The sequence below is a fragment of the Geodermatophilus sp. SYSU D00742 genome (assembly GCF_054049935.1).
In genome coordinates, this window is sequence record NZ_JBJGYJ010000011.1 from 48,022 (window position 1) to 64,306 (window position 16,285).

Here is a 16,285-nt window from a genome sequence, read left to right on the forward strand (position 1 = left end):
CTCTGTTCGTTCGTCGTTGGGAAGGGCGACGGCCGTCAGGCCTGGCTGAGGACGCGGCCGACCGTTCGCAGACACGCGGCCAGGGAGACCGCCCCGGCGTCGGGCGTGCCGACGCTGCGCTCGGCCAGCGGACGGGCCCGGCCCACCCTCGGCCGGAGGGCAGCGGTGTCCTGGGCGGCCTGCTCCGACCGCCGCGCGGCCTCGGCCCACGCCGGCCACAGGTCCTGCCCGCCGTCCACCGCCGCGGACAACGCCTCGGTGAAGGGCAGCAGGGCGTCGAGCATGGTCTTGTCCCCCGGCTGGGCCTTGCCCAGCCGGACCAGGGCGTCGTAGCCGTCGCGGACCGCGGCGGCGACCACCCCCGGGGTCGGGACGCCGGAGTCGCCGATCCGCTGACCCACTGCGGCCAGCGCCGCGCCCCAGAGGACGCCGGAGGTCCCGCCGGCCTTGGCCGCCCAGGCGTCGCCCGCCTGGACGAGCACCGTGCCGGGGCCGGCACCGGCGTCGAGTGCGGCGCGGGCGGCTTCGCGGGCGGCCGCGGTGCCGCGCACCATGCCCCGGCCGTGGTCCCCGTCGCCGGCGACGGCGTCGATGCGGCCGAGTTCCTCCTCCATCGCCGCCATGTCCTGGGCCATCGCCGACACCGCGGCCACGACGCGCACGGCGCAGTCGCGGGTCGCCTCGTCCACGACGACGGCTCCGGTGGTGCCGGCGGCGCTCGCAGCGGCCTCGTCGGCCGAGCGGCGCTCACCGCCGTCCTCGGCCCCGACCGCGCCCTTGCGGTATGCCGGGGTGTCGGCCGGCGCGCGCCAGAAGCGGTCGAGCTCCTCGTCGAGCCACATCAGGGTGAGCGAGCACCCGGCCATGTCGAGGCTGGTGACCAGCTCGCCGACCTCGGGCTCGACGACCTCGAGTCCGGCCTCACGCAGCCGGCGGGCCACGGACGACCAGACGATGAACAGCTCCTCGTACTTGGTACGCCCGAGCCCGTTGAGGATCGCCGCGACGCGGGTGCCGGCGCCCGTCGGTGTCTCGGCGAGCACCCCGTCGACCAGGATCCCGGCGAGCTCCGAGGCGGTGGGCATGGGCTGCTCGGCGACACCGGGCTCACCGTGGATGCCCAGGCCGAGGCCCATCATCCCCTCGGGCACGGTGAACAGCGGCTCCTTGGCGCCGGGCATGGTGCACCCGTCGAAGGCCACGCCCAGGGTGCGGGTGCGGTCATTGGCCAGCCGGGCCACCCGCTCCACGCCGCCGAGGTCGTACCCCTCCTCCGCCGCCGCCGAGGCGCACTTGAAGACGGTGAAGTCACCGGCGATGCCGCGCCGCTTGGCGATCTCCGAGGCCGGCGCGCTGGCCACGTCGTCGGTCACGGCGAAGTACCTGGCGTCGATGCCCTCGGACCGCAGCCGGTCCACCGCGAGCCCGAAGTTCATCACGTCGCCGGCATAGTTCCCCGTGGTCAGCAGCACGCCCGCGCCGGCGTCCACGGCCCGGCCGACCGAGGCCGCCTCCGCGGCCGACGGCGAGGTGAACACGTTCCCGATCACGGCCCCGTCGGCGAATCCGGGGCCGACCACGCCGCAGAAGGCCGGGTAGTGCCCGGACCCGCCACCGACGACCACGCCGACCTTCCCGGGCCGGGGTCGGGTCGCGCGGACGACGCCACCGGGGACGCCGACCACGCGCCCGGCGTGGGCGTCGAGGAAACCGATGACCATGTCCTCGGTGAAGTTGGCCGGGTCGTCGTAGAGGCGGGTCACGGACGTCCTCCCATGGACGAGGTGTGAGGGATGCGGGGGCCGCCGGTCCGGATCAGGAGCCGGTGCCGGCGGTCAGCGGATGGTGTAGCCGCCGTCGACCAGGAGGTCCGCGCCGTTGACCATCCGAGCGGCGTCGGAGGCCAGGAAGACGGCGGCGGCGGCGATCTCCTCCGGCAGGGCGAAGCGGCCGGTCGGGATCAGCTCCTTGAGCGCGTCGCCCTTGGGGCCCTCCCAGGCCTTGCGGCCGAGCTCGGTGAGGACCACGGTCGGGGAGATGGAGTTGACCGTGACCCCGCGGCCGGCCCACTCGGCGGCGAGCACCTTGGTCACGCCGACCACACCGAACTTCGACGCGCAGTACGCGACGTGCTGGTCGAGGGCGACCGAGGCCGCCTGGGAGGCCAGGTTGATGATCGTGCCCCGCCCGGCGGCGAGCATGTGCCGCCCGACCGCCTGAGCCACGAGGAAAGTGCCGGTCAGGTTCACGTCCAGGGTCGTCCGCCAGGCCGACACGCCGATCTCCTCGGCCGGTGCGAGCAGGACGACCCCGGCGCTGTTGACGAGCACGTCGATGCGCCCGAAGGCCTCGATCGCCGCCGCGACGGCGGCTTCCACCGAGTCCGGGTCGGACACGTCGCAGCTGAACGCACGGGCGCCGTTGCCGACCGCGTCGGCGTGCCGCTGGGCCACCTCGCCGTTCAGGTCGACGATCGCCACCTGCGCGCCCTTGGCCGCGTACGCCGAGGCGATCGCCCCGCCGATCCCGGACGCACCTCCCGTGACGAGGGCGACCTTCCCGTCCAGGGCGAACGACAGGTCCACGGGCGGGGTGGCGTCGGGCATGGGTCGGCTCTCCTTGGAGAAGGAAGGGACGTGATCACACGAGTCCGGCAGCAAACAACACCGCAGCTGCGCGATGAAACATCTCAGATGTGACAACCGCCGTCAACAGTCTTTACATCTCACACCGCGCTCGTTACCTTCCCGCCATCGCCACGTGGTAGGGGCCGCGGGCGGAAGACCCTCCGGGAGATCTCCATGGCAACCAGTCCCGCGCTCGAGGTGCGTGACCTGCACAAGGCCTTCGGCGGCGTGCCGGTGCTCCGCGGGGTCAGTTTCTCCATGCACCCGGGTCGGCTCATCGCCCTCGCCGGAGAGAACGGGGCCGGCAAGTCCACCCTGATGAAGATGGCCACCGGCCAGGTGCGGCCGGACGCCGGACAGGTCCTCATCGACGGTCACGTGCTGACGCACCACGACCCACTGCACGTGCGCAAGCTGGGTGTGGCAATCGTCCCGCAGGAGCTGGCGCCCTACCCGGACCTGACGGTCTACGAGAACCTCTTCGTCGGCCGCGAGCGTCGGACGCCGGCCGGGACGCTCAACCGGCGCGCGATGATCGCCGAGGCCCGCAAGATGCTCGAGGTGTTCGACGTCGACGTCGACCCCCGCACGAAGATGAACCGGCTCTCGGTGGCCCTGACCCAGATCGTCGAGATCGCCAAGGCCACCACCTGGGGGGCCAAGGTGCTCTTCCTCGACGAGCCGACGTCGTCCATCCCCGAGCGCGAGGTCGACCGGCTCTACGCGGTCGTTCGACGCCTCAAGGAGCAGGGCGTGGCGATGCTCTACACGACCCACCGGATGGCGGAGATCCAGGAACTCGCCGACACCGTCGTCGTCCTCCGCGACGGGCAGCTGGTGTTGGACGCGCCGCTCGGGGAGACGTCGGAGGACGGGATCGTCCGGGCGATGATCGGCCGCGACCTCGGCGACCTGTTCCCCGAGACCGGTCCGGTGTCGTCGGAGGTCGGGCTACGGGTGTCCGGGCTCCGGCTCGAGCGGGGCGGCTCCTCCGTGGACCTCGCCGTCCGGAAGGGCGAGATCCTCGGGCTCGGTGGCCTGGTGGGCGCCGGGCGGACCGAGATCGTCGAGGCGCTCTTCGGGATCCGCCACTCGGCGGAGGGCACGGTGGAGGTCGACGGCCGCCCGGTCACCCGCAATGCGCCGGCGGAGGCCATCCGAGCCGGCGTCGCCCTGGTCCCCGAGGACCGCAAGGGAGCAGGGCTGGTCCTCACGCGGTCCGTGCTGGACAACGGCAGTCTCCCGCACCTGTCGTCGTTCTCCGTGGCCGGTTGGATCCAGGGACGGCGTCGCCGGGAGGCGGTGGGCAAGGCGACCGAGTCGGTCTCACTGCGCTCTCGTGGCCTGGACCAGACCGTCGGGACGCTGTCGGGCGGCAACCAGCAGAAGGTCGTCCTCGCCCGCTGGCTGACACACAACACCACCGTGCTGCTGCTCGACGAACCCACCCGTGGCGTGGACGTCGGCGCCCGCGGGGAGATCTACTCGATCATCCGCGACCTGGCCGCCTCCGGGCTGGCGGTCGTCCTCGTCAGCTCCGACATGCCCGAGCTGATCGGGTTGAGCCACCGGGTGCTCGTCGTCCGCGCCGGGGGCATCGCCGGTGAGCTCGACCGGGCCGCCCTCGACCGGGACGACGCCCAGGAGCAGATCTTCCGCCTGGCCAGCGGCCAGGTCGCCCCGGTTGCCGACGGCTCGTCCGCCGCCTGAGCCCCCCTCGTCCCCGCCCACACCGTCCAGGAGACCTCCCGTGAGCACATCCACGACCGTCACCACACCGGGCCTGCCCGCGCCCGACCAGGCGCCTTCGACGTCTCGCTGGAGCCGGGCGCGGATCGAGGAGCTGCTGATCCGCAACTCCATGGTCATCGTCCTGCTGCTGGTGATGGCGTACTTCAGCTACGAGAGTGCGCGGTTCGCGACTCCCGCCAACTTCCGCACGATCCTCATCGCCGCGGCTCCGTTCGCGCTCGTCGCCCTCGGTCAGACCCTGGTCATCCTCACCGGCGGCATCGACCTGTCGGTGGGCAGCGTCATCGCCCTCAGCGCCATGACCGGCGCCTCGGTGGTCCTCGGCCATCCGGAGCGGCTGTGGCTCGCGGTGGCCGCCGGGGTGGGGGTCGGCATCCTCGCCGGCCTGATCAACGGGTTGATCATCAGCCGACTCAACGTCGCGCCCTTCGTGACCACGCTCGGCATGTTGACCGCCGCGTCCGGTCTGGCGTACGTCATCGGTGGCGGCGCCCCGATCAACGGTCTGCCGAGCGAGTACGGCCGGATCGCGAACACCCAGATCCTCGGCCTGCAGGCGCCGGTCATCGTCATGGTCCTGGGGTTCATCGTCCTCGGCGCCGTCATGAAGCGGACCGCCTTCGGCCTGCGCGTCTACGCCGTCGGCGGCAACCGGACCGCGGCCGAGGTCGCCGGTGTCAACACCCGCCGAACGCTCACCAGCGTCTACGTCATCAGCGGGGCCCTCGCCGGCCTGTCCGGCATCATCCTCTCCTCCCGCGTCATCTCAGGGCCGCCCAACCTGGGTGCCGGGTACGAGCTGGACGCCATCGCCGCCGTCGTCATCGGCGGGGCGAGCCTCATGGGCGGCCGCGGCACCATCTGGGGCACCCTGCTGGGCCTCCTGCTGATCCAGACGCTCAACAACGGGCTCGACATCCTCGTCGTCCCCGCGTACTGGCAGGCGGTCATCAGCGGTGTCCTCATCGTCAGCGCCGTGGCCGTCGACATGTGGGCCACCAAGCGCCGCTCCAGTTGACCCACCTCGGCCCGGTCCTCCCGGGTCGCACACCAGCCAAGCCCCGGGGCTCGACCGTGCCCCGTGTCCCGAGCACGACAGCAAAGGAGCAACCGATGTTTCGAGGAACGATGCGCCGGGGGGCGGTCGCCCTGGGGGGTGTCCTCCTGCTGGGCACCGCCGCCTGCGGCGCCGGTGACGAGTCCGTGAACGCCGACGGTGAGGGCCCCATCCGGGTCGGCGTGACCGTGTACGACATGTCGTCGTTCATCACGCAGGGCCAGGAGGGGATGGAGGCCTACGCGGAGGCCAACGACATCGAACTGCTGTGGAACTCGGCGGGCAACGACGTCGCCACCCAGGCCAGCCAGGTCGACCAGCTGGTCAACGCCGGCGTCGACGCCATCATCATCGTCCCGGTCCAGGCCGACTCCCTCGGCCCGCAGCTGCAGGCGGCCCAGGCGGCGGACATCCCGGTGATCGCCGTCAACACGACCCTCACCGACGAGACCGCGATCACCAGCTCCGTCCTGCCCGACGACGTCGCGGCCGGCGCGCAGGAGATGCAGATGATGGCCGATGCGCTCGGCGGCCAGGGCAACATCCTGGTCCTGCAGGGCCCGCTCGGGTCCTCCCCGGAGCTGGACCGCACCGCGGGCATCCAGTCCGTCCTCGAGGAGAACCCGGGCATCAGCATCCTCGCGATGGACACCGCGAACTGGAAGCGTGACGAGGCCGTCAACAAGGTCAAGAACTGGATCTCCAGCTTCGGTGACCAGATCGACGGCGTCGTCGCCGAGAACGACGACATGGGGCTCGGTGCCGTGCAGGCCCTCAACGAGGCCGGGATGGACGTCCCGGTCGTCGGCATCGACGGCATCGAGGACGGCCTGCAGGCGGTCAAGAACGGCGACTTCATCGGCTCGTCCCTGCAGCACGGCCGGGTGGAGCTCGCCGCGGGCCTGGCCGTGGCCAAGCGCGTCGTCGACGGCGAGCAGGTCGAGAAGCAGTACACCTACGTCATGCCGCCCATCACTCCGGAGAACGTCGACCAGTACCTGGCCAACGTGGCGACGGAGAAGGACGCGTTCCTCCAGCGCCTCCCGGAACTGATCGAGCAGAACCTCGAGTCCGGGGACATCGCGAACGAGCAGTGACACCGGCAGTGGGGGGGGGGGGGGGGGGGGCGGGGCGCCCCCCCCCCCCCCCCCCCCCCCCCCCCCCCCCCCCCCCCCCCCCCCCCCCCCCCACTCCCGTCGGCGCCGAGCGTCACTCGTGCCGACATCCATCGCGTGGTAGGGAGTGCAGACAGGATGTCCAAGTCTGTCCGGAGGAACTCTGTGCCCGCAGGCCCGGGAAGCACCGATCAGCCCCGCGCCCCCCACCACCTCCGCCCGAGCGAACGGCACGACGCGATCACCGAACTCGTGCTCAGCGCGGGGTCGATGCGCATCGAGGAGCTCGCCGAGCGCTTCGGCGTGAGCACCATGACGGTGCACCGGGACCTCGACACGTTGGAGGCCCGGGGGATCCTCCGCAAGTCACGCGGTGTGGTGACCGCCGTGGCCACCAGCCTGTTCGAGTCGAGCCCGGAGTACCGGGACCGGGAGAACCGGCAGGAGAAGGAGGCACTGGCCCGGGCGGCCTTCGGCCTCGTGGAACCCGGGCAGGCGGTGATCCTGGACGACTCGACGACCGGGCTGCACCTGGCCCACATGCTCCCCCAGCGGCAACCGCTGACGGTCATCACCAACTTCCAGCGCGCCATCACCGAGCTCGTCGGGCACCCGGGTATCGCGCTGATCGCCCTGGGTGGCCAGCACTACCAGTGGTGCGACGCGTACATGGGAAGCGTCACGCTCAACGCCCTCCGCTCCTTGCGCGCCGACGTCCTCTTCATGTCCACACCGGCGATCACCGACGACACCTGCTTCCACCAGCACCACGACGCGGCACTCGTCAAGCGGGCGATGTTCGAGGCGGCCGCCACGCGCGTCCTCATGGTGGACCACTCCAAGTTCACCAAGCGGGCGCTGCACGCGCACATCGCCGTCCCTGAGTTCGACGTGGTCGTCGTCGACGCGGCCACGTCCGCGGACGACGTCTCGCGGCTGCGGGACAAGGGCGTCACGGTCCTGGTCGCGGACGCCGAGCCGATGCCCTCCGCCGTCGACTTCTAGCCCGGTCACCGGACGGGCGAGCCGAGCCGGACAGGCCCTGGGACCTCCGTGGTGCACCGGGCCGATCACTCCGGAGAGCCCGGGAGCGGTCCCCGAGTGGTCGGCGCCTCCCGTGGCTTGCAGCTCGGCGAGTCCACGACGGACGACCACCGGTATCGGGACCCGAGGCGCTCCGCCGGTGACCGTTGCCGTCCTCCGGCCCCGTTGCTGTCCCCCTTGCCGTACGCATGCGAGAGGTGGGCCGGCCATCACGGCCGACCCGCCTCCGAGCTGCGGTTCCCGCTGTCGGGGCTGGGCGGACTGCCCACCCACCGGCCCTCGTCCCGGAGGCTGGGGCCCGGGACGCGCTCCCCGGGTCGGACCAGCGGGGACCGCGGCAGCAGACGGGCGCTGATCGTCCGCTTCCGGATCTCGCTGGTGCCCTCGACGATCGTGGTGAGCCGGGCGTCACGCCAGTGTCGCTCCACCTGCCGCTCGGTGGTGTAGCCGTTGCCGCCGTCCAACTGCATGGCCTGGTCGGTCACCCGCACCGACATCTCGGTGGCCTCGAGCCCCACCATCGAGGCCACCCGCTCGCACGGGACGCCGAGGTCGAGCAGGTGGGCCACCTGCCGGTAGGACGCGCGGGACTGCTCGACCTCCGGCCCCCGCTGTGGGGTCGGCTACGGGCAGCGACGGCCCGGCTGCTACTGCGCCGTGTAGCCGCCGTCGACGACGTACTGCGCTCCCGTGACGAAGGCAGCGGCGTCCGACAGGAGGAACGTGACCACCTCGGCCACCTCCTCCGCCGTGCCGAGCCTGCCGATCGGGTGCCGTTCCGCCAGGGCGTCGTACGCCTCTGCGGGCAGCGCCTGCAGCAGCGGGGTCTCGATGTAGCCCGGGTGGACGGAGTTGACCCGGATGCCGCGAGCGGCGTAGCCGAGTGCCGCCGCCTTCGTCATGCCCGCGACGCCGTGCTTCGCGGCGACGTACGGCAGTGCCGCCGGGGTGCCGACGACCCCGAGGATCGACGACATGTTCACGATCGCCCCGCCACCTGCCTCGAGCATCGGGGGGATCTCGTACTTGAGCCCGAAGAACACCGAGTCGAGGTTGACGGCCATGAGCTCCCGGTAGCCGTCGATGTCGATGTCGGCGACATCGCCCCGCGGGCCGCCGATCCCGGCGTTGTTGACGGCCAGGTGCAGTCCACCGAACTCGCTCAGCGCGAGCGCCACCGCGCCCTCCACCTGGCCGGGATCGGTCACGTCGCCGACCGCCGCCACTGCCGCGCCGCCGTCCGAGACGATCTGCTCGACCAGCCGATGCGCGCCGTCCTCCGAGCGGTCGCTCGCGACGATGCTGGCCCCGCCGGCGGCGAGCCGCAGCGCGACGGCCCTGCCGATGCCCGATGCCGCGCCGGTCACCAGCGCGGTCCTGCCCGTGAAGTCGAATGCCACGCCCCTGTTCCTCCCGTGTCGATCCTCCGCCGGCCTCGCGCCCACGCCTGTCGCCTGGACCGCGGCGGTCCCGGTGGATCTTGGCCCGACCGCCGTCTCCCTGAGGCACCGGGCGTGCACCGCAGGCGCGGCCCGCGTGACCAGCCGCCGGCTCCGGTGAACGCTCCGGCCGTCGAGCGCCTCGTGCGGTGGCGGCGAGCTGCACGTGCACGCCCGTCCACCGCACCCTCGCCGACGGCCGGCCCTCCGCCCGCACGTTCGACATCGAGTCAGCCTCCCGGAGGGCCCTGACTACGCCTCGCTGCCCGGGATGCTGCTCACACCGTCGACGATGGCCTCGGCGATGTCGCGGAGCTTGCGGTTGGACCGCTGCGAGGCGGCCGCGAGCAGCTGGAAGGCCTCTGCCGCGGTGCAGCGTCGCTGGCTCATCAGGATGCCCTTGGCCTGTTCGATGACGGCCCGCGTCTGCATGGCGCGGTCCAGGTTCTCGGCGAGCTCACGGGTGCTCTCGTAGAGGTGCATGTTGTGCACCGCCACGGCGACTTAGGAGGCGAACGCCCGGGCGACGTCCCTGGCCTCGTCGTCGAAGGCGTCGGCCTCGACCGCGTAGAGGTCCAGCCCACCGTGGACGGCCTGCCGTACCGGTACGGGGACCGACATGGAGCTCAGCGCGCCGCGCTCGACGCACGCCTGGGCGTAGTCGGCCCAGCGCGCCTCCTCGCGGGCGTCGGTGATCTCCCGGATCTCCTCGCCGACGGCCGCTTCCAGGCAGGGGCCGTAGCCACGGCCGTACTGCGACTCGTCGAGGTCGAGGGCCAGCTTGCCGGTGAAGGCGGCGGTGGTGGCCTTGTCGTTGACCACCAGGCTGACCGAGGCCTCCGCGACGCCGGGGATGACCCGCTTGGCGAGGTCGGCGACCTTCTGCAGCATCCCGTCCAGGGAGGTGTCGCCGAAGGACAGCCGGCCGAGTTCGGCGAAGGCGTCATGGACGTCCATTGGTCCAGACGACCCCTGGTCGTGGACGGGGCTCATGGCGGTCCGCTCTGGTCGGGTCCGGCCGGTCGACGAAGGGTCTCGACCCCGGAGTGAGTCGCCCGTGGCGGGTGGCCCGTGATCCGCTGGGCCAGCCGGATGACCTGTCAGGAGCCGCTGGTGCGGCCCAGCCAGCAACGTACTCGCCCGTCGAGGTCCCGTCCCGGAGCGGATGGAGCCTCGCGGCACATCCGCCGGGTCCGCCCCCCCCCGCGGATGTGCCATCTGCCCAGGTCACAGGTGCGTAGCGTCCACGGTCCGTCCCGCCGGGTACGGTTTCACCCGAACGGCGCGGCTGGACCGGTTGCTGTAGCGCTTCCTGCGCCGGCCCCGGCCGTCAGCCGGGCAGCCCGGCCAGGAACTCCTCCGCCTGCTTCCGACCCGCCTCGAACAGCTGGCGGATGAACGCCGGCCGGCGGTCCAACTTGCTGGCCAGATCGAGGTCGATGCCGAGATCGAGCGTGAGCTCACGGATCTCGATGCGCCGGTACGGGGCTCCGAGACGATCGGCCCACTCGTTGACCTTGCCGATGAAGTACAGCTCCTGCTCCAGCGAGAGGTTGCCGGCCAGCTCGTTGCGCCGGTCGGCGATGTCGCCCACCGTCTTGGGCACGGTGGCCCGGCCGCGCGGATTGATCCGGATGACCCAGAGCTCGTCCGGGCGGGCGTCGGGCAGCTCGCGCAGCGGCGGGTTCTGGCTGAACAGCCCGTCCCAGTAGTACCGGCCCTGCTCCTCGACGGCGCGGAAGAGCAGCGGAACGGCGGCCGAGGCGAGCACGGCGTTCACGGTGATCTCCCGGCGCCGGCTGGAGAAGGCCGTGAAGGCGCCGGTGAGGACGTCGGCGGCGCCGACCAGCAGCAGCGGCTGGTCCTCCGGCGGGGACTCCTGCAGCCGGGCCAGCCGCTCGACGTCCACGTGATCGGTCAGCAACTCGGTGAAGGCGCCGCCGACGACGTCCGGATAGGCGTAGGGACTGACCGTCGGGAGCGACACCCGTCCCTCCAGCCGGGCCAGACCGACCAGCCAGGCATTCGCCACCTTCCCGCTCACCGTGGTCGCCGCGTTGGCCTCCCAGAAACGCTCCAGCAGCCGGCCGGCCTCGACCGCGCCACCGGTGAGCAGGCCGTACCAGGCCAGCAGAGCGCAGACCGCCCCACCCGAGGTGCCCGACAGCGCTACGACCCGGTGGTCGGTGTCGGCCAGCAGACGCTGCAGCACTCCGCCGGTGAACGCGGTGTGGCTGCCACCGCCCTGACAGGCGATCGCGACCGTTCTCATCTGTGCCGCCTCCCCCGGTTGGGGATCCACCATCTCGCGGACGGCCGCGTCCTGGGGCATCAGTCGCCGCCGAGGAGGTCCGGCGGTGGTTTCCGCCCTGGAGCGCTCACTGCTCGACGGCCGGGTCCGCGCACCGGAACGGCGCACCGTCCGAGACCGCCGTGCTGGTGGTCGAGGACCGCTGCCCCGGCCGCTGTCGACCCGGCCCTTCGGGCGACCGCTCACCCGTGGCTGTGCGTGACCAGCGCTCAGGAGGTCTGACAGGAACGTCAGCCCGAGCCGGTGGGTCCAGAGCCGTTCTCGCCCCGATCGACCGCGCGCGGTCAGCCGGTGGCGAGGCGCACAGGCTGGTCGATGCCCGTGAGGGCGTGTCGCGCCGCGTCCTGACTGTGTCCGCGGTGCGCGGCCGTCATGCGAAGCGTCAGAGCCCGGTCCTGAGCCGCGAGGGCGTCGACCAGCTGCTCGTGCTCCTCGGTGATCCCGGCTGCGTCCGTGGTCGCGACGTGCAGCATGCGACGGGGCGCCGACGAGGCCCAGCAGCGCTCCGCCTCCGCCAGGTACAGATCCGGTGGCGACAACCGCAACGTCCGCAGGTGCAGGTCGCTGTTCAGCCGGTTGACCACTGTGAGGTCACCCGCCGCCGCCGACCGCGCCATCTCGGCGTTGATCGCCCGGAGCTCGGCGACCTCGTCGTCCGTGGGCCGGCGTGCCGTCCGCAGCAGCTCGGTCTCCAGGAACTCGAGCAGGGTCGGGCTCTGCGCGAGGGGTCGAGGGAGCACGTGCCGTCGACCCTGACCAGGCACGGCGACACGGCGGCCCCCGATGGACCAACGGACAGCAACGCGGAGACGACCAGCTCCCCACCTCCCGGGCCAGACACCGCAGGCGACCCGTGCGCACGGAACCCCGCAGTTCCGCCGGTGGGACCGCGGCGTGGCCGTGGTGCCCGGCGGCGTACGGTCCGGCCATGCCCGATCCCCTCGCGGGCGCGGACCCGGCTGCTGCCCGGGGAGCAGCCGACCCGCTGGACGCCCATCCTCTGGTGGCCGGTGCCCGCCACCTCGCCGGCGACCTGCTCGGTGACCTCGGCGACCGGTGGCGTCACACCCAGGCCGTGGCCCACCGGGCGACCACCGCAGCGCCGGCCGTCGACCCCGGTGATCGGCCGGTGCTGATCGCGGCCGCGTGGTTGCACGACATCGGCTACGCCACACCGCTGCGCCGCAGCGGCTTCCACCCGCTCGACGGAGCCTGGCACCTCGCCGACCACCACTGGCCCGCACTCCTCACCGGCCTGGTCGCGCACCATTCCGGCGCCCGGTTCGTCGCGGCGGTGCTCGGGCTCGGCCCGTACCTGCAGCGCTTCGACGACGGGCGGTTCACCAGCGGGCCGCTGGCCGACGCCCTCGTCTACGCCGACCAGACCACCAGCCCCGCCGGCGAGGCGGTGGACGTCGACGAGCGGCTCGAGGACATGCTGCACCGTCACGGAGCCGACAGCCCGAACGCCCGCGCGCACGACCAGCGGGCCCCGGTCATCCGCGCTGCCGTCGAGCGCACCCGTACGCGTCTCCAGCTGCTCGCAGGTACCGGGGCGGGCGCCACCCGCGGCGACCGGAGGGGCGCGCGGATGAGGGCAGCGACGCACAGGCGGTGACGCGGGGCTCATCGGCGGCGTCCGGACGGCCGGTGCGATCGCGTGCGGCCCGGACCGCCCGTCCTCCCGCGCGCCGACCACCTCGGCCACGCCGACACCGCGATGACCACCGCCTCCCCACCGCCGGGCCCGGGGTGAGGTCGGGCAGAACGGCGCCCGGGTCGCCGGGGGCATGCCGCCGTCAGGTCGGGCAGCACCGGCACTCCTCCAGCCCTCCTCCGGCGCGCGTCGGGGGACGTGACGGCCGTCGAGCGCTCGGCCCGACACGCCGCGACATCCCCGGCCCATCGCCGGATCGCCGCCCGGAGTTTGCGGTGCCGACATCTGACGGGCCGACCCTTGTGGCATGACGGCCAACCCGTACGTGATCGGCACGCATGTCGCGTCCCTGGAGCACGACCCGCGCCGAGACGGCCGGGACCTCGATCGCAGGGTCGACGTGGCTCACGCGGTGGCCCGGCCGGTCGTGGACGGCCTGGCAGCATCGATCTGCGGCGTGCTCGTCACGGCGATCGCGGACATGGACTGGCGCGACATCCGGACGGTTCCGCGGTGCGGGGAATGCGAGCGGATCACCGCATGACTGCGACGGGCGGCCACTCACCCTTCGCCGGACTGCAGCGGCAGGAGCTGCTCGTGCACGGGCGGGCTGCTCGCCGGAACCGGCCCTCCAGCGGGGCGGCGTCGCCCACCACGTGAAGGGACGGGGCGCCGTCCGCACCGAGCCGACCGGACGGCTCGACCCGGTCGCGGTCCGGGCACGGGCGGACCGGGGGCACACTGACCGAGTTCCAGCCGACCAGCCGCTCCCCCGACCACCGGACGACGATGTCGTCGGTGTCGCAGTGGCACTCGAGGTCCTCCGCTCGCGGGGCACCTCATGACCTCGCGGCCCGCGCGATGGGCCCGGATGTGACCGACAGCGTGGACGGGAGGCGGAATGGACGGCGAGGCGCTGCTCGACGTCGCGGAGCACACGGCCATGGAGCTGGCGTCCACCTCCTGGGAGCAACCGTTCGGCCCGGACTGGGACGTCTTCAAGGTCGGCGGGAAGGTCTTCCTGCTCACCACCCAGGTGCCCGGCCGCGCGGTGGTCACGGTCAAGTGCGAACCGGACGTCGCAGCGGAGCTGGTCGCCGCACATCCACACATCTCTCCCGGCTACCACATGGACAAGCGGCACTGGCTCAGCGTCTGGGCGGGTGCGGACGTCGCGGAGGACCTGGTCTGCGACCTCGTCGAGAACTCCTACCGGCTGGTGGCCGCAGCCCTGCCCCGCGCCCGTCGGCCCGCCACGGCCGCCGTCCGGCCCAGGACGGACGTCTTCAGGCTCCGCTGACCACGCAGGTCGCCGGAGCGCCGGGCGCATCGTCGACCGGTGCGGGAGCGCCGCACCGGGCCCCGGTGTCCGGGAGGTGGCCGGCGACGTGCCGCCGAGCGGACCGAGGTGGACGCCGCCGCTGCCGCAGGAACAGTGCGGTCGCGGGGCCGACGGACGAGCGCCCCACCGTGGTGCTGTGGCCCGACACGTTCACGAACTCCTCCGCCGACGCCCCGGGACGAGCCGCCGTCGAGGTGCTCGAGGCCATGGGGTCCCGCGTCGTCCTGCCGGCGGACAGCGTGTGCTGTGGGCTCACCTGGCACTCCACCGGCCGGCTGGACAGAACGCAGAAGGTCCTGCGCGACACGCTCGCGGTGATGGAACCGCTACTGGAGGCGGGGTACCCGGTCATCGGGCTCGAGCCCTCGTGCATCGTCATGCTCCAGGAGGAGGTCCTGGGGATGCTCCCCGACGATCCCCGCGCCGGCGGGTCGCCGACGCTGGCCACGACGTTGGGCGCCTTCACCGCGCGGCACCTGGACGCCGGAGGGCCGTGCCCCTCCGGCACCCTGGGGACCGATGCGGGAGCGGCCGCGGCGGTCTGCCAGGTGCGCTGCCACCAGAAGGCGGTGCACGGCTACGACGCCGAGCTGCGGGTCCTCGCCGAGTTCGGCGTGGACACCACGGTGGTCGGCGGCGGCTGCTGCGGTCTGGCGGGGAGCTGGCGCTTCGAGCCGGGGCACTACGACGTGTCGCAGGCCCTGGCCGAGCGCGCACTCTTTCCCGCCATCCGGGCCGCCTCCATCGACACCATCGTGCTGGCCGACGGCTTCAGCTGCCGCACTCAGATCGCCCAGGGCACCGACGCGGAAGGTGTGCACCTGGCCCAGGTCCTCGCAGCCGCCCTCACGACCGAGCCCACCGACGCTCACCACCGGAAGGGGAGACGGCGTCCGGGGCGCAGCCGACGGACGACCGCCTCCTGGGCCGAGCGGCAGGCACCGTGCCTGCTGGCGGTGGTCACACCGCCTCGGGAGGCGGTCAGGGGCCGTTCCCGATCTCTCCGGACACCGCCTCTGAGCTGCGGTCTTCCGCTGTCGGGCTGGCAGGGTGGCGGCCCGGGTTGCGGAGACCGGGCGAGAGCTGGGGTATCGGCTCGACGCTGGCGGGCATGGCTGGCTCCTCGCGCCGACAGCGATGCAGGCGGCACCGGCACCGTTCGACGCGATCGGTTCGAGCCCCCCAGCGATCGCGGTCAGGTCGTGGCTCCGGTGGATCCGGCCGAGTAGACGCACACCGCTGGCATAGGGTGCCCGGAGATCAGCTTCCCTCCCAGGGCTGGAGCCCCGTTGGACACAGCTCTCACCGATCCCCATCAGGCTGTGGTGCTCGTCGTCGACGTGCAGAACGACTACTGCCACCCCGAGGGCACGCTCGGCCGGCGCGGGGTGGACTGCGCGCAGGCGCTGGCCGCCGTCGAGCGGATCGGCGCACTGCTGCCGGCGGCCCGGAACGCCGGCATCCCGGTGCTGCACGTGCACACCCAGCACTCGCGGTGGACCGACACCCCGGGGTGGCGCCGCCGAGGACTGGGCGGCACGACCATCGAGCCCGAGACCGACCCGATCGTGGCGGCGGGGGGCTGGGGCGCCGAGCCGTACGGGGACCTGGTCGCCCCCGAGGACTTCACCTTCGTCAAGCACCGGTACTCCGCATTCGCCTTCACCCCGCTGGAGCTGGTGTTGAGCGCGCTGGCCCGCCCGACGCTGGTGCTGGTCGGGCTCACCTCCGACGTCTGCGTCCGGGCCACCGGCGTCGATGCGGTGTCCCGTGGCCACCTGGCCGTGCTCGTGGGCGACGCGACGGCCACGGTCGGGGTGATCCCGCAGGCCACCGCCTGCGCCGAGTTCGCCGCCACCATCGGGCCGGTCGTCACCAGCGCCGACCTGCTCGCCTCGTGGGCCCTTCCGACGGAGTCGGCCGCCGGCGCTCCTTAGACTC

Annotated in this window: 16 protein-coding genes and 1 pseudogene; 9 read left to right on the top strand and 8 right to left on the bottom strand. The window is 72.8% G+C overall.

The annotated features are described in order from the left end of the window. Positions 1-35 precede the first annotated feature (35 nt). Positions 36-1,763: a dihydroxyacetone kinase family protein gene (locus ACI78V_RS09835; protein ID WP_456850714.1), complete on the bottom strand. Its 1,728-nt coding sequence runs from the start codon at positions 1,761-1,763 to the stop codon at positions 36-38. A gap of 72 nt (positions 1,764-1,835) precedes the next feature. Beyond that, a complete protein-coding gene (locus ACI78V_RS09840) occupies positions 1,836-2,606 on the bottom strand; it encodes a GolD/DthD family dehydrogenase (RefSeq protein ID WP_456850715.1) in 771 nt (256 codons plus the stop codon). Positions 2,607-2,801: 195 nt separating this feature from the next. Between ACI78V_RS09840 and ACI78V_RS09845 the strand changes: the two genes are divergently transcribed. The 4 genes from ACI78V_RS09845 (at position 2,802) to ACI78V_RS09860 (ending at position 7,556) form a co-directional block, all read left to right on the top strand. Continuing rightward, the gene (locus ACI78V_RS09845; protein WP_456850716.1) at positions 2,802-4,337 is read left to right on the top strand and encodes a sugar ABC transporter ATP-binding protein; all 1,536 of its coding nucleotides are present in this window, start codon (positions 2,802-2,804) and stop codon (positions 4,335-4,337) included. A 40-nt stretch (positions 4,338-4,377) separates the two neighbouring features. Continuing rightward, positions 4,378-5,397, top strand: a complete 1,020-nt coding sequence (locus ACI78V_RS09850) for an ABC transporter permease (RefSeq protein ID WP_456850717.1) — start codon at positions 4,378-4,380, stop codon at positions 5,395-5,397. Positions 5,398-5,492: 95 nt separating this feature from the next. Then, positions 5,493-6,533, top strand: coding sequence for a substrate-binding domain-containing protein (locus ACI78V_RS09855; protein ID WP_456850718.1), 1,041 nt, complete (start codon positions 5,493-5,495; stop codon positions 6,531-6,533). A gap of 156 nt (positions 6,534-6,689) precedes the next feature. Further along, positions 6,690-7,556: a DeoR/GlpR family DNA-binding transcription regulator gene (locus tag ACI78V_RS09860; protein ID WP_456850719.1), complete on the top strand. Its 867-nt coding sequence runs from the start codon at positions 6,690-6,692 to the stop codon at positions 7,554-7,556. Between the two features lie 248 nt (positions 7,557-7,804). On the opposite strand, the pseudogene ACI78V_RS09865 reads toward ACI78V_RS09860, so the two are convergent. The 6 genes and pseudogenes from ACI78V_RS09865 to ACI78V_RS09890 form a co-directional block, all read right to left on the bottom strand. Then, positions 7,805-8,185 (bottom strand): annotated as a pseudogene (locus ACI78V_RS09865) (acyl-CoA dehydrogenase family protein); the annotation flags it as partial. Between the two features lie 57 nt (positions 8,186-8,242). Then, positions 8,243-8,995 (bottom strand): SDR family NAD(P)-dependent oxidoreductase, encoded by a 753-nt coding sequence (locus tag ACI78V_RS09870; protein WP_456850720.1) that lies wholly within the window; start codon positions 8,993-8,995, stop codon positions 8,243-8,245. A gap of 291 nt (positions 8,996-9,286) precedes the next feature. Beyond that, a complete protein-coding gene (locus ACI78V_RS09875) occupies positions 9,287-9,532 on the bottom strand; it encodes an ANTAR domain-containing response regulator (protein ID WP_456850721.1) in 246 nt (81 codons plus the stop codon). A gap of 6 nt (positions 9,533-9,538) precedes the next feature. Beyond that, the gene (locus tag ACI78V_RS09880; protein ID WP_456850722.1) at positions 9,539-9,991 is read right to left on the bottom strand and encodes a GAF domain-containing protein; all 453 of its coding nucleotides are present in this window, start codon (positions 9,989-9,991) and stop codon (positions 9,539-9,541) included. 373 nt (positions 9,992-10,364) lie between these two features. Beyond that, positions 10,365-11,306, bottom strand: a complete 942-nt coding sequence (locus ACI78V_RS09885) for a patatin-like phospholipase family protein (RefSeq protein WP_456850723.1) — start codon at positions 11,304-11,306, stop codon at positions 10,365-10,367. Positions 11,307-11,629: 323 nt separating this feature from the next. Then, the gene (locus tag ACI78V_RS09890; protein ID WP_456850724.1) at positions 11,630-12,085 is read right to left on the bottom strand and encodes an FCD domain-containing protein; all 456 of its coding nucleotides are present in this window, start codon (positions 12,083-12,085) and stop codon (positions 11,630-11,632) included. 188 nt (positions 12,086-12,273) lie between these two features. Here ACI78V_RS09890 and ACI78V_RS09895 point away from each other — a divergent pair, with 188 nt between their 5' ends. The 5 genes from ACI78V_RS09895 to ACI78V_RS09915 all read left to right on the top strand — a co-directional run bounded on the left by ACI78V_RS09895 (position 12,274) and on the right by ACI78V_RS09915 (position 16,281). After that, entirely contained in the window at positions 12,274-12,963 is a 690-nt protein-coding gene (locus ACI78V_RS09895; protein ID WP_456850725.1) for a hypothetical protein, read from the top strand. Between the two features lie 346 nt (positions 12,964-13,309). Beyond that, positions 13,310-13,546, top strand: a complete 237-nt coding sequence (locus tag ACI78V_RS09900) for a hypothetical protein (RefSeq protein ID WP_456850726.1) — start codon at positions 13,310-13,312, stop codon at positions 13,544-13,546. Between the two features lie 357 nt (positions 13,547-13,903). Continuing rightward, positions 13,904-14,302, top strand: coding sequence for an MmcQ/YjbR family DNA-binding protein (locus tag ACI78V_RS09905; protein WP_456850727.1), 399 nt, complete (start codon positions 13,904-13,906; stop codon positions 14,300-14,302). A 170-nt stretch (positions 14,303-14,472) separates the two neighbouring features. Further along, positions 14,473-15,573 carry a (Fe-S)-binding protein gene (locus ACI78V_RS09910; protein WP_456850728.1) on the top strand — a complete coding sequence of 367 codons (1,101 nt, stop codon included), beginning with the start codon at positions 14,473-14,475 and terminating at the stop codon, positions 15,571-15,573. 93 nt (positions 15,574-15,666) lie between these two features. After that, positions 15,667-16,281 (top strand): cysteine hydrolase family protein, encoded by a 615-nt coding sequence (locus ACI78V_RS09915; RefSeq protein ID WP_456850729.1) that lies wholly within the window; start codon positions 15,667-15,669, stop codon positions 16,279-16,281. Positions 16,282-16,285: the final 4 nt, after the last annotated feature.

Coding starts and splice junctions, on each gene's coding strand:
- ACI78V_RS09840 (WP_456850715.1), bottom strand. CDS start 2,606: ATGCCCGACGCCACCCCGCCCGTGGACCTGTCGTTCGCCCTGGACGGG.
- ACI78V_RS09845 (WP_456850716.1), top strand. CDS start 2,802: ATGGCAACCAGTCCCGCGCTCGAGGTGCGTGACCTGCACAAGGCCTTC.
- ACI78V_RS09855 (WP_456850718.1), top strand. CDS start 5,493: ATGTTTCGAGGAACGATGCGCCGGGGGGCGGTCGCCCTGGGGGGTGTC.
- ACI78V_RS09860 (WP_456850719.1), top strand. CDS start 6,690: ATGTCCAAGTCTGTCCGGAGGAACTCTGTGCCCGCAGGCCCGGGAAGC.
- ACI78V_RS09880 (WP_456850722.1), bottom strand. CDS start 9,991: ATGGACGTCCATGACGCCTTCGCCGAACTCGGCCGGCTGTCCTTCGGC.
- ACI78V_RS09885 (WP_456850723.1), bottom strand. CDS start 11,306: ATGAGAACGGTCGCGATCGCCTGTCAGGGCGGTGGCAGCCACACCGCG.
- ACI78V_RS09895 (WP_456850725.1), top strand. CDS start 12,274: ATGCCCGATCCCCTCGCGGGCGCGGACCCGGCTGCTGCCCGGGGAGCA.
- ACI78V_RS09900 (WP_456850726.1), top strand. CDS start 13,310: ATGACGGCCAACCCGTACGTGATCGGCACGCATGTCGCGTCCCTGGAG.
- ACI78V_RS09905 (WP_456850727.1), top strand. CDS start 13,904: ATGGACGGCGAGGCGCTGCTCGACGTCGCGGAGCACACGGCCATGGAG.